Source organism: Flavobacterium sp. LHD-80 (assembly GCF_030929605.1).
In the GTDB taxonomy this organism is placed as follows: domain Bacteria; phylum Bacteroidota; class Bacteroidia; order Flavobacteriales; family Flavobacteriaceae; genus Flavobacterium.
Genome location: NZ_JAVFVS010000002.1, coordinates 344,150 through 356,332, shown reverse-complemented (window position 1 = coordinate 356,332; position 12,183 = coordinate 344,150). Strand labels below are relative to the sequence as shown.

Here is a 12,183-nt window from a genome sequence, read left to right as displayed (position 1 = left end):
TAAATTACCATTGATGAAAACTGTAGCCTAACGAAAAACAAAAGACACTGCTTTTATTTTGATTTTCGATAAACTGAAAAGATGATGCATTACTCTTAATCATGTCCTTTACGCCTAGATAATAGCGAAAGTCAAAATGTATGCTTTTATGAAGTTCATAGCCTAATGCAAAGCACAACGAAAAATCATCGTCTCCATCAAGACCATCTTTATAAAACTGTCTCGTGGCAACATCGTACATACCACCTGCTTCATTGGAACTGTATGTTATATCGTTGGGAGATAAATTGATGCCATAAAAAGCGCCAGCACCAAAATTTAAACCTTCATAAGGATAAACTTTATATAAAGCACCGATTTGCAGAAAAGCATAATTTAATCCGAGTTCGAATTCTTTTCCAACGGCATCTTTGTAAGTCACTTTTTCTCCTGACTGTCTAAATAAGATTTCCGGCTGAATGGCAACTCGCGTATCATGAAGTTTAAAATTTAAAAAGAAACCGCCTTCTAAGCCAAATTTTCCCTTACTTTCCATAACACTGCTATCAAAAGTATTATCTCTCCCTTTTATGCTCTCTGGAAGATTACTGAAGGTGGAATGCAGAATACCAAATTTTAATCCGTAGGTAATGTTAGTTTCGTTCTGGCTGTAGATTGGGGCACTAAAAAAAAAACTAAAAATTATTAAGTGTAATATTACTTTCATTAGCAAAAATTTCTGCGAATATATGTATTAATTTTAGCTTGCAATTAAAAAAATCCGATAAAAGGAGCAAAAAATCCGATTATATGCCTGATTACAGGTAATATTTATTTTCAGGATTACTTATACATTTGCTTGGGTATCACAAATAAATTGTATTACATTTACTATAAATATTTAAAAAACACATGAAAAACACGACTTTACTTTTAGCAGTCCTTTTATTATTTACCGCCACAATTCAAGCAAAATACGTTAAGGCGGTCTTATACATGGAAGATGGAACTATGAAAAAAGGACTGGCAGAAAAAGTAGAATACAACGATTCTAAAGTAAAATTTAAAACCAGCGAAGAAGCTAAAAAAGAGAAAATATCGAGTGCCTACATCAAAAAAATCGAATTTGTTGATGATGATAATGTAAAATTTACCGCCGAGAGATTGTATGCTACAACAGCCAATCTTCTAACCGGAAAATTCTCCAGATCAGGCAAAAAAAGATGGCTGTATATTATTTATGATAAAAGTGCAAAAATAGGCTACATCACAGAGCAAGGCAGCAACAGACCTAATGCAGGCGGGACCAGCAGGGTAATTACCAATGGAAGCACTTCTTACTTTTTTGGAAAAAAGAATTCCGAAGAATTGTTTTTTGGCTATGCCAAATCAGCAGGAAGCGATTTGGCAATTGGTACAGATTCGTTGATTCAAAAAATGTCCCAAGAAGCATTCGCGGACTGTCCAAAAATTATAGAAGCTATAGAAAAAACTGATTTTAAAGTAAAACCGGCGATTGACCAGCTTGAAGCGATTTTTGACAAAAATAAATGCCTGTAAGAGGCATTAGCAGAAACCGGGAGTTAGCTCCAGGGTTTTATATTTCGGGCATAATGCTTTCGAACACATATTTTTTCCATTGTTCTTTGCTGAAAACCACATTTCCGCATTTTATATTTTCAACCTCGGAAATTAAAACGATTTGTTTTATTTTATCAATAAAATCTGCTATTTTCCTCTCAATAAAGTCAAACCTGACAGTTTTAAAATCATCAGCATCATCTATTATGCAAATTTTAGCGCCCAGGCCCCAGGTGCCTTCTATGACAGGACGAATTGACCAGCCGCTGTAATTGTCCGGGCAAACCTGGTCAATATCAACCGGATTGCAGAAATAATCAATGAAAGACGCCTGCATTCCTTCTGTAGCCAATGTATCGACCCAAAAATTAGATTTTGGCACATTTCCTGATTTGTACTTGAAATCAAAGACATCTTCCGACAGCTTTGGCTCGATTGTCTTTGCCTCGACTTCATCTGTTATGATTGAGAAATTTTCATAATCAATTACAGCGCTAAAATCCTGCCACCAATTCTCGATCCTCACAGCGCATTTATTTTCTATCGGCTGGATCGCAAAAGTATCCGAACCGCTCATTTTTAAATAAAAATCCTCAATGGACATATCTGCCTCAGCTGTTTTGTGCTTTTTTTCCTCATCGCACCAATTATTCTCAAAGGAATAAATCCTATTGATCTGTTCAAGTTTGAATGCTATTTTATGACATAAATATTCTTCGAAGGCCGCTTTGCCTCTTGTATCCTTATATATCAATGAAATTGCAGCATCTGACTGTGCAAATTCAATATTCATTTCTGAATATTCAAAGCAATTTTTGGCACGCAGCCATTTATGAAAACCCTTGTTATCCATTTTAATATTTGTTTTTTGTTTGAGCGTACAGCTGGTATTTTTATTCCCTAACATATATTTCTCCTTACTGCCGGCTACTAAAAGCACTTTAAATTTAGCGTTTTTTTGGCACTTCCATGAGCGGCTATGCGGACAAAGAAAAAATTAAGATGCGGATGCTAAAATACTATAATAATCCAAGATGGCCTGCTGCCTTCTGTTTTTTCTTCTTTACCGCTAAGGCTGCTGCTGCAGGGTAACGCGGCTAACTTTTGACAGAATGAAAAACATCAGAAAAAAAACAGCATTAACTTTAAAATCTGAACCGTCAAGAATTGCATAGAACATAAAAGTGCGAGGCTTTGCGGCCGATAAACAGCAGATCAGCAAAAACAGTCTGCAACAGTGGAAAAATATCTTCAGCGAAGGAAAGGTCAACCTGCGAAAATGTGCCTGATTTTTCAGGCGGGTCCTGAATAAAACAGATTAAGATTGTACTGATAATAAACAATACAATTTAATATTAATTTTCTACAAACCTATTTATACACCGTTCCTGCAATTATGCTTTTCAAATATGCAGTTCTCCATCGCAAAATAGGTCCCGCAGCATCCCTAGCCCCGATTGCTTCGCCAGTTCGCTTTGCTCATGTGCAAAGCAAATCCTATGCGCCGAGGGCTCCGGCGCATAGATTGGAGCGTATAGCGGGAAGAGCTCCTAAAAACTAATATTAAATATAATTAACGATGCTGGACATTCAAAATTAAACTCCTGCAAGAATTATTAACACCCCATTATTCAAGCCCTTCTGAACTCTGCCCGCTTTTGTGCAATCAAAAAAATAATCCCTACATTTAAAGCATCCAATAAGGACAATAATCCGCTAATTTTGCAGTTTGCCATCAAGCAGTAAAAACAGCATAAAACAGCAATACTATCTGAGCGCTTGCAGCTGCTCGGGAGATTATGAAAAATGAAAAAATTTGAAATTAAAAATACGGCTCCCGATAAATGGATCGTCTCGCACAACGAGGTTCCAAAATTCACCTGCGAGTTTGAAAACAAAAAATTCAATTACCACCGGACCGTCAAAGGCCTTTGCAACCCTTCGGGAGATCCGGAAGAAATACAGCTGCTTGATAAAATGGAAAAATGGCTTAAAGCATACCATAAGGACAAAATAGACGGATAGGGCAGCTTTGCAGGCTCTCTGATAAAAAGAAAAAAAAACGGAGCGGGACAGCCTAAAAGAAACAGCGGCCAATAAGGAAGAACAGGCAGATTCGGGGGGATTAATCCCTAAAGGAGGCACGGCAGGTTCGTGCACCAAAACATATTAAAAAAATAAATCGGAACAAGAGAAATCCCGTTCCGATTTAATTAATTTATAATAAAAACCCACTCAGCCTTCTTAAGGATCACTCATTGGAAGACTACAATATAGGTCTTTAAAATATAGAAGCCGTACTGTTTTCAAGAAAAATGGGATTGAGCACCATCTTTCATTAGGTAAAAACTATAGTATTATTTTTATGATATAATCCCCAATAAAGATTTTTTTACATCAATTTCTTCTTGTTGATCCAAAGATATAAAGGCGGAATTAATATGGGTGCAAAAAACAATGTGCTTGTCAATCCGCCTATAATTACTGTTGCCAGCGGCCGCTGCACGTCTGAGCCGATACCAGACGAAACAGCAGCCGGAACTAATCCGACAATAGCAACAATAAGAATGGACAGTAATGCTCTTAATTGCTCTTTTGACGCCGTTAATACATTGTTATGAAAATCCTCTTTAGATATCGTTTTTCTGTTAAGAGCCGACACAAGCAGTACTCCTGCCATTACAGAAATACCAAAAATACTCACAAATCCAACCCCGGCAGAAACATTAAAGTAATACCCTCTAAGGAGTAAAGCCACAATGCCGCCGCCTAAAGCAAACAATATGCAGCTCATAGTTATCATGGTATGCTGGAAATTTTTGTACAGCATAAACAGGAATAAAAAGACCATAATAATTGTGAGAGGAATGGTAAATGCCAATTGTTTTCCCGCTCTTTCGAGATTTTCATACTGTCCGCCATAAATAATGCTGTATCCTTTGGGCACTGTTACAGTTTTATCTACTTTTTGTCGCAGCTCTTTTACAAAACTTCCCTGATCTCTTCCTTTTATGTTTGTTCTAACGGTAATCATACGTTTGCTTCCATAACGATAGATGTTCGTTTGCCCTTCCACAAAATGTATATTGGCGAGCTGGCCAATTGGTATCAAGGCACCATTTGATGAGGGCACCAGAATATTTTTTACTGCATCGATAGAATTTCTGTACTCCGGCAAAAAACGGACTACAATATCGTAACGCTTTGTCCCATCATATAAAGTAGAAATCGTTTTACCGCCGATCGCTGCTTCAATCATATTCTGAATATCGGCAACATTAATTCCAAAACGTGCTGCCTGCTGCCGGTCAATATCTATTGCCAATTGTTCCTGTTCTCCCTCCTGTTCAATGTTTACATTGGCGGCACCGTGGTTCAAATGCTTTTTTTGAGAAAAAGCGGCCGGCAATATATATGAAGAGAATAGATATTATAAAAACTATTATAATATTTTGGCGCAGATTCTGCAGTTTTTTATAACCGTACTCATCATAAGCCGCCGCAGTAATAACATAATTTTTTTCTTGGAACTTATATTTTAAACCAACTACCTGCCAGTCTTTCTGGTAAAATTGCAATTCTTTCTGCTGAATAATTTTATCCAGCATCGGTTTTGTTTCTTTTACCACATCTATATTTACCGCATCGTGATAAAGCAGGTCAAACGATGTATCATAAATAGCTACTTCAACTTCATTCAAAGTAGCCCTGTTATTTTTATAGATGTTCTGCAGTGTTTTGGAATCTACTTTTGCATTTAAAAATAAGTTGGCTTTAGTAACCGCTTCTTTTTTTAAGGAAGCATAGAATTCTTTTTCTCTATTTTCTATTGCTGAAAGATAAATAAAAAAATTACTGCCGGAATTATTGTAGAAACAGAAGCTTATTTTGGTATTCAGGATAAAGCCTCACACGCTTACGGAGGCAGGCGAACGAATCGAACTGAAATAATGTACAGCAACGGTGGCATTTCATATGTTTATTTGTGTTATGGTATTCATCATCTTTTCAATATTGTTACTTCGGTCGAAGGCGAACCGCATGCCGTTTTAATTAGAGCAATTGAGCCTTTAACTGGGAAAGATATAATGGAAGAAAGACGAAATACGCCTTGCTCTAAATCTGCAATTTCATCTGGACCTGGCTCGGCAGCAAAAGCTCTCGGAATTGACGCTTCATTCAACAAAAAAGATTTGGCCGGAGATGAAATTTGGATCGAAGATCATGGTATTAGATATTCTGAAGAAGAAATTGCAGCGACACCACGTGTAGGTGTCGCATATGCTCAAGAAGATGCACTTTTGCCTTGGCGTTTTTTTGTTAAAGGAAATAAATATGTAAGTAAACCGAATAAAGTATAGATTACTTGTAAACATCTTATCTTTGTAAGATTACAACCTAAATCACTATCAAATCTGAAGAATACTTCGATTTTTCGACCGCATTATTTTGAGCTATTTTTTGAATTTCTGCATCGATTTCAATATCATTTTTAAAAATTATATTCAATGCGTCAACAATTTCTTTTGATGTAATTTCATTAGAATAACCAACAAATTGAATTGACTTATCTTCTCTTTGATGCATTTTAAAACCAGCCAAAGGAAGTTCAGACAAACGATTAGAAATATCGATATTATTGATTTTTACATCTGATTTTGTTACAAAAACTACTGGGTTCCGTGCTTCTAAATCAATTAAAAACGGAACACCATTTTCTATTTTTAAACTGCAAAAATCGCCCGTTCTATAACGGATCAAAGGAAGAAACGGATTGCTTCCGCCCGTAATAACTAGTTCGCCTCTCTCGCCATATGGAAGTTTGACATCTTGATGTTCGTCAAAAATTTCTAAATATAAATCTGGCCGAATCACTTGGTGCCCAATTTCAGTTGCAAAGGCAATATTTCTGCATTCTGTCATTGAATAAAGATCAATAACAGGACATTTAAAATAATCTTCTAATTTGTTTTTAATGCCGTTTGTCAACTTCATAGCTGAGGAAATCAGCGCCTTTGGATTTAATTTAGGTTTTAAATCTAGTAATGATGTAAAGGCAATTGGATCACCCGTTAGAATTTCTGGATTGTATTTTTCAAGGTATTTTATGGCATCGTCAGGATGGTTCCAATCCGATGGATTTAAGTTTATTTTTAAAATGCCAGCACCATTTAAATAAGTCGATAAAGATGCATAGGTCAATGTTTTTTCTTGAGCACAGATTAAAGCAATCGCGGTTGAATTATTGCTTTTGCTAATAGAAATATTAAACGCAGTAAGAACTGATTCCATTTGTGGCAACCAACTTGCCTGAGAAACAGCATCAAAAAGTACATCTAATTTTGAACCTGTAGATCCAGAAGTATGATAGACCAAAAGTTCCTCTAAATTGGCTTCATTCGAAACAAATAAATATGGGAAATTACGAATATCTTCTCTGGAAGTTGTTGCAAAAACATCGAAATCATTTCCTTTATTTTGATAAAAAGGCACTGTTTTAATGCACCAACTAAAATAGTCTTTCAGCCAAATTGGCGTTTGTTCCTCGTTCCAGAATATTTTGTTTTCACAAAATTTCTTTTTGTAAGCCTCTACTCTTAAAAGCTGTTTTGCATCTAATCGGTCACCACTTTTAAAATTAAATTTTGGAGCAAAAGCATCTTGTCTAAGTTCATTTAAAAAACTTAGATCATCAAGCAACGGAAAACGTTCCTTATCAGTTAATGCTATTTGTGGTCCATTACTCGCGCCCATAAACATTTGCCGCTTCACGGGCTTTTTGTTCAGCCATTTCTCTTTGAATTCTCATAATTCGCTCATGCGCCTCATACGATTCTTTTAAAACTCTATATCGCTCTTCACTATTTATTGAAGATAATTTATCAGCTGCCTCATTATGATTTTCTCCATAAGGTATAATTTCACAGCAATACAATAATAATCGTACCATTTCTTCGGCACGTTCGTCATCAGAAATCCATTCATTGTATTTTACATATACTGTAGCCTTCAGCAGTTCTTCAAACCAAAATTGATATAATTTGTTTTCTATTTGAGGATTATTTACAAAATCCTGATGGCATAATAACCAAGTCGAAATATGAATTGCGCGCCAATGATTATCATCAATAAGCTTTAAATCGAAGTCGGTTGGATTTTTAAAATCCTTTTTTAAAAAATTATTGCTTACAATTCGGTAAGTATCTGAAATCAAAGCAATGGAATTCAATCCTTCCTCTTCAAAAAAATCAGACGGTTTTAAATAAGAATCTGGACATTTTCTTAAATGTGTAACCAGCTCAAAAACATCATATTTAGACATAAGCATAATTTTGTTGTGAAAACTCTGATGCAAACTTTAAAAGTTCTACCTCATTTGTAACATAGTAAACATTCCATCCCATTTTTACCAATCGAAGTACTAAATCTTTATGATAATCAGGCGGAGAATGCAAGACCATTGTTCCGTGCCCCCCAGCATTTTTTAATGCAATTTCAGCGAGTTCCCAATTTGTTTGTTTTGTTCCCGTATCGGCATCCAGCATACTGAAGATATCGTTATCAGTTACAATGACAATATGTGATCTTTTATCTGGTTTTAGTTCAAATGGTTTTCGCAATCGTTCAATTCCGTATGCGTAACCGGTTCCTAAATAAGAAGTTAAAGTGGTCAACAAATCGGTTTCATCTGTAATAAAACCATTTGTTTCCAAATAACTTCCTGGCTCACCAGAAAGACATCCCATAACAGAAGCTCCCGCACGCAAAGCGGATAATCCGATAATTGTTGCTGCTAAAATTGGCCAAGAAAAATTGTGTCTCGGATTTCCCATCGAACCGGAACAATCAATACCGAGGTAAACATTTAAAGGACTTTTTGAAATGGAAATATCTGAATCTGAACCATACGTTCTTTTTTGTGTCGTTAATCCCGGAATAAGTTCTGGCGATAAAATCGCAGATTGCAACCAATCTACTTCTTCAATGGCATCGCCAATATCCCAAGTTTCAAGTCCTTCTGGCAAATCCAACGATACATTTTCAGAGGTTTCTACTGGAAAATCAATTAAATAAGGCAAAGCAATTTCCTTGTAATAGGCATTGATCAAACGCTGTTCATCAGCATTTGGATTAGCTTGTTTCATCAAATCGATGTAATTTCCAGGTCCCATATAACCTTCTCTCGGGCCATCTCCTCCAAAATTATTCTTTTCAAAACCTAGACTCTCCTTTTTCTTTTTATCGTCATTTTCTTCTTTTGAGTCAATGGCTTCTTTTCGCATATCAATAATTTCATCGTAACCTTCTAAATCGAGTTTAGTTAAACCCGAAATATCCATCGCGCCCTTCCCAGCATCTTCAGCGTCTAATAATATTAAAATCTTTTTGCGCGCGTCCTGAAATTTTTTGTCATCCATCAAATAAGGATATACCATAACTGCAAAACGGCCACCGCCATGAATCCAATTCTTTGAATAACTTCTTATTAAAGAGGCTAATAACGAGGCATCCGAATCTATCTTTTTACTATGAAGCGATAATTTTGTTGCCAATTCTCCACGATTCAATCGCCATAAATATTCATAAGTACGCATCATCAGTGTCCAAAATTCTGAGAAACTGTCTTCTGTATTGATCGCTTTATAAACCTCTGACATTCTTAATTTATTGACGCGTTGCAACTTGTCATTTATTAAAAAATCTTCATATAAGTTAGCCACCATTGGCGCTCTGTCTTCTATACTTGGCAATCCAAAACGAATTCTATTCAGTAAAACAGCATTATCATATAAATTTGCAGGCGTAAAAATGTGATGTCCAATTTCATGAGCAAGCACTTCTAAAGCATAATCGGTTATATTGCGTTGTACAATTTCTTCTAAATTAATCACAATGCGATGATCTGTTAACCGTATCATTGCAAAACTGCCTGTAAGTCCTTGTTTGTAAGCTTCTTCATTTGATAAACACCAAATAGGTTCCTGCAAACGCAACATAGGATTCCATTCCAACTTTGCCTGTTGCCAATGTGATTTCCATAACGCGAGCGCTGCTTCTATTTTGGATTGATTATGCATTTCCAAGGCTGTATAAGTAGATGAAATAGGAATTTTGCAATGTAAAAACCAATGTGTCTCGTGTTGCTACAACAGATGAAATAGCGCTTGTATCTATTTCATTACTATTTTTTCCTAACCATTTTTCCAAGTTTGTTATTCGTTTAGCGCTCAATGAAATATCTGTCGAATCAACAGAATTAGCTGGGAGTAAGACCTTGCCAAATTGATCTGCAAATAATGCATAACTGCTTTTTGAATCGGTTGCAAAAATGTATTCTCCAATTTGTGCCAATACTGGTGGATCTTCAAAAAAACCAGTACTACCTTTAAATCCGCCTTGAACTCCTTCAAATTTTGTTGCATTGTTTGCCCAAGGATTTTCAAAAAAATGACTAGCATTTTTTGATGAACCAATAGCATCTAAAATCGTTTGTTGCAAACTTTCAGAAAGATTCTCAAAATCATTTTTTAAGCGAATTCTTAAATGAGCCAAACCACAATTCCAAGCATAAATACGTCCAACAATTTTAAAATCTTCTATAGTTTTAATTTCGGTACTGCTGCTTTCAACAAGTTGGCACCATTGAATCGTTTTTTCTGGTGCATGTACTTCAAGGTTTAAAAGAACATCATGTAGTAATGCAATGGTTTTTATTGGAAATTTTACTGCTAAATTTGGCATTTTGGCCAATAATAACCAAGCTTCTTTGTATTCGTCTTTATAACGAATTGCCATACCGCTTCCTATGAGTTTCAAGGATTCCAAATAAAGTGCTTTTACCACTTCATGAATTTTTTCTGAAGCAACATCCAAAGCTACAATAGCTTTAATAATAGGTTCTATGACTTCAACCATCCAATTCGCAATAACGTGCGAATCTAAATTGCCAAATTTCATTTCACTTTCATTGTACCATTGATTGTACAATGCACTATTTTCACTTAATTCTGCAATAAGTGGCGGAAAGCTTATTTTTTCCATTGCAGCCATCTTTTGTAATTTGTATAACGCTGATGCAGGTATTTCAGTTTTAAAATATCATCTGCTCTATATCCATAAAGTTTTTTCTCCTGCGACCATATCTGAAGCTGTTTTTCGATATTTAAAAGTCGGTGGTCAATTTCTTTTGAAGATATATTTTCAAGTCCTTTTTTAAATTCTGCTTCAAAATCGTCAACTGGATCATGTCTGTCTAAATCTTGACTTACATATTCGTCGCAAGACAAATCGAACAATTCTCTGAGCCATACAATTCTGTCTACTCTATACACTTCATTTCCTGCTTGGTCAAAAAATGGCGATTCTAAATGTGGCGTTAAGCTGTCATGCAAAACAAATGGCAAAACTTGTCTCACATCTTCTAATTCGACTTTTTTATTTCCTCTAAAATAAGCCATCGCTTTAGAAAACATCAATAAAGTCATTATTTTTCTAACCGATAAACCATTCTTTGCCTGCGAACCTAAATCTTTAATTGGATCCTTTCCTGTTTCTTTTCTGAAAAGAGAACGCATATCGATACCCGACAATTTTGCGGTGTCTTTTGTCATATATTCCAATCGATTTGATGCAGGTTCAAAAAACTCAAATTGACGGCAGAAAAACTCAATACGCTTACGTAATTCAGGTTCTATTTTAATGCCTCTAATCTGTTTATTTACCTTATTCAGCTCTTCTTCAGTAAAAATAATTTCCTCTGGAATTATCGATTCGGGTTTGAAGTTGAGTTCGATTCGCTGTAATAAATCGTCAATAAATCGTGTATTAAAGTGCATGGCTCTAATTACAATATCGATTCTGTCTTTTAAAGCTTCAATCACTTGATATGTTCCTCCTCCCGCATCATCATTGGCAGTTAAATACCAAGCACCTTCCGGACATTCATAAATTTGATCGAAGATTTCAGCATAATTATCAGCCAAAACCGTTAATAAAGCAGACTGTGTTCTTGTCGGAATTCGGTTGTATTCATCAATGATTTTTACTCTCATTCCGAGCCATTTTCTCCAAGCAATTCTAATGTCTGAAGTTTTTTCCGCCTTTACCATGTCTGAAGGTAATGGATGGCCCAGCAAATCTGAAATTGTCATTTGAGGCTGACCGTGCTGAATGGCACGCATTACGTCTTTTTTATCATATCCTGCCAATAATCCCATCAAAACAGAAGTAGCTGTTTTTCCACGTCCTGGTCCCCCAACGATAAGACATTTTCCATTTGCAGCTAAATTCAGCAAAGGCATCAAAACAAAACTCGAATAACTTTGATCTGTTGGCAAATAAACCGGTACTTTGCTATCTCCAAATAAAAACTTTTTAGGATCACCATCATTGAATTCGATATCATAATATGGGCTGATAACAGCAGTATTAGTGATCCAAAAATACGCTTGACGCAGTTTTTCATCCAAAGTAACAGAGTCGCTCGCTTCATTTTGAGCAGTCTCGCTTGAATAAAGATCTTCAATTTGAAATTTAGTCGTTTTATGCGTTTCTTGCGGATTTGTAGGCGATTCTGGGACTTTCTTAAAAAATCCCATTGTTTTATTTATCAGGTCAGACATG

General features: G+C 35.7%; 12 protein-coding genes. 3 read left to right on the top strand and 9 right to left on the bottom strand.

Annotated elements, in window-relative coordinates; genetic code table 11:
* Positions 1 to 4: 4 nt before the first annotated feature.
* A complete protein-coding gene (locus RB619_RS04465) occupies positions 5 to 706 on the bottom strand; it encodes an outer membrane beta-barrel protein (RefSeq protein WP_308070844.1) in 702 nt (233 codons plus the stop codon).
* Positions 707 to 891: 185 nt separating this feature from the next.
* Between RB619_RS04465 and RB619_RS04460 the strand changes: the two genes are divergently transcribed.
* On the top strand, positions 892 to 1,539 hold the full coding sequence (locus tag RB619_RS04460; RefSeq protein WP_308094676.1) for a hypothetical protein: 648 nt from the start codon (positions 892 to 894) through the stop codon (positions 1,537 to 1,539).
* A gap of 37 nt (positions 1,540 to 1,576) precedes the next feature.
* Here the strand turns inward: RB619_RS04460 and RB619_RS04455 are convergent, their stop codons facing one another.
* Positions 1,577 to 2,500 (bottom strand): hypothetical protein, encoded by a 924-nt coding sequence (locus RB619_RS04455; protein WP_308094674.1) that lies wholly within the window; start codon positions 2,498 to 2,500, stop codon positions 1,577 to 1,579.
* 866 nt (positions 2,501 to 3,366) lie between these two features.
* Here RB619_RS04455 and RB619_RS04450 point away from each other — a divergent pair.
* A complete protein-coding gene (locus RB619_RS04450) occupies positions 3,367 to 3,585 on the top strand; it encodes a hypothetical protein (protein ID WP_308070848.1) in 219 nt (72 codons plus the stop codon).
* Between the two features lie 367 nt (positions 3,586 to 3,952).
* Here RB619_RS04450 and RB619_RS04445 read toward each other — a convergent pair whose 3' ends face one another.
* Together RB619_RS04445 and RB619_RS04440 are read right to left on the bottom strand one after the other, a co-directional pair.
* Positions 3,953 to 4,939 (bottom strand): efflux RND transporter permease subunit, encoded by a 987-nt coding sequence (locus tag RB619_RS04445; protein WP_308094672.1) that lies wholly within the window; start codon positions 4,937 to 4,939, stop codon positions 3,953 to 3,955.
* The gene (locus RB619_RS04440; RefSeq protein WP_308094667.1) at positions 4,908 to 5,261 is read right to left on the bottom strand and encodes a hypothetical protein; all 354 of its coding nucleotides are present in this window, start codon (positions 5,259 to 5,261) and stop codon (positions 4,908 to 4,910) included. The genes RB619_RS04445 and RB619_RS04440 overlap by 32 nt, the downstream gene beginning before the upstream one ends.
* Positions 5,262 to 5,399: 138 nt before the next feature.
* Between RB619_RS04440 and RB619_RS04435 the strand changes: the two genes are divergently transcribed.
* Positions 5,400 to 5,921, top strand: a complete 522-nt coding sequence (locus RB619_RS04435; RefSeq protein ID WP_308094725.1) for a DNA-3-methyladenine glycosylase — start codon at positions 5,400 to 5,402, stop codon at positions 5,919 to 5,921.
* A gap of 37 nt (positions 5,922 to 5,958) precedes the next feature.
* Here the strand turns inward: RB619_RS04435 and RB619_RS04430 are convergent, their stop codons facing one another.
* The 5 genes from RB619_RS04430 to RB619_RS04410 are packed head-to-tail and all read right to left on the bottom strand — an operon-like array spanning position 5,959 to position 12,182.
* Entirely contained in the window at positions 5,959 to 7,314 is a 1,356-nt protein-coding gene (locus RB619_RS04430) for an AMP-binding protein (RefSeq protein ID WP_308094665.1), read from the bottom strand.
* On the bottom strand, positions 7,301 to 7,882 hold the full coding sequence (locus RB619_RS04425; RefSeq protein ID WP_308094662.1) for a hypothetical protein: 582 nt from the start codon (positions 7,880 to 7,882) through the stop codon (positions 7,301 to 7,303). Before RB619_RS04425 ends, RB619_RS04430 begins: the two co-directional genes overlap by 14 nt.
* Positions 7,875 to 9,638 carry a hypothetical protein gene (locus tag RB619_RS04420; protein ID WP_308094661.1) on the bottom strand — a complete coding sequence of 588 codons (1,764 nt, stop codon included), beginning with the start codon at positions 9,636 to 9,638 and terminating at the stop codon, positions 7,875 to 7,877. The genes RB619_RS04425 and RB619_RS04420 overlap by 8 nt, the downstream gene beginning before the upstream one ends.
* A complete protein-coding gene (locus RB619_RS04415; RefSeq protein ID WP_308094659.1) occupies positions 9,631 to 10,602 on the bottom strand; it encodes a hypothetical protein in 972 nt (323 codons plus the stop codon). Before RB619_RS04415 ends, RB619_RS04420 begins: the two co-directional genes overlap by 8 nt.
* Entirely contained in the window at positions 10,590 to 12,182 is a 1,593-nt protein-coding gene (locus RB619_RS04410; protein WP_308094657.1) for an AAA family ATPase, read from the bottom strand. The genes RB619_RS04415 and RB619_RS04410 overlap by 13 nt, the downstream gene beginning before the upstream one ends.
* Between the last annotated feature and the right edge of the window lies 1 nt (position 12,183).

Bases quoted from the DNA above. Each gene is read 5' to 3' on its own strand.
- RB619_RS04420 (WP_308094661.1), bottom strand. From the start codon at position 9,638: ATGCATAATCAATCCAAAATAGAAGCAGCGCTCGCGTTATGGAAATCA.
- RB619_RS04430 (WP_308094665.1), bottom strand. From the start codon at position 7,314: ATGGGCGCGAGTAATGGACCACAAATAGCATTAACTGATAAGGAACGT.
- RB619_RS04410 (WP_308094657.1), bottom strand. From the start codon at position 12,182: ATGTCTGACCTGATAAATAAAACAATGGGATTTTTTAAGAAAGTCCCA.
- RB619_RS04460 (WP_308094676.1), top strand. From the start codon at position 892: ATGAAAAACACGACTTTACTTTTAGCAGTCCTTTTATTATTTACCGCC.
- RB619_RS04450 (WP_308070848.1), top strand. From the start codon at position 3,367: ATGAAAAAATTTGAAATTAAAAATACGGCTCCCGATAAATGGATCGTC.
- RB619_RS04465 (WP_308070844.1), bottom strand. From the start codon at position 706: ATGAAAGTAATATTACACTTAATAATTTTTAGTTTTTTTTTTAGTGCC.
- RB619_RS04425 (WP_308094662.1), bottom strand. From the start codon at position 7,882: ATGTCTAAATATGATGTTTTTGAGCTGGTTACACATTTAAGAAAATGT.
- RB619_RS04415 (WP_308094659.1), bottom strand. From the start codon at position 10,602: ATGGAAAAAATAAGCTTTCCGCCACTTATTGCAGAATTAAGTGAAAAT.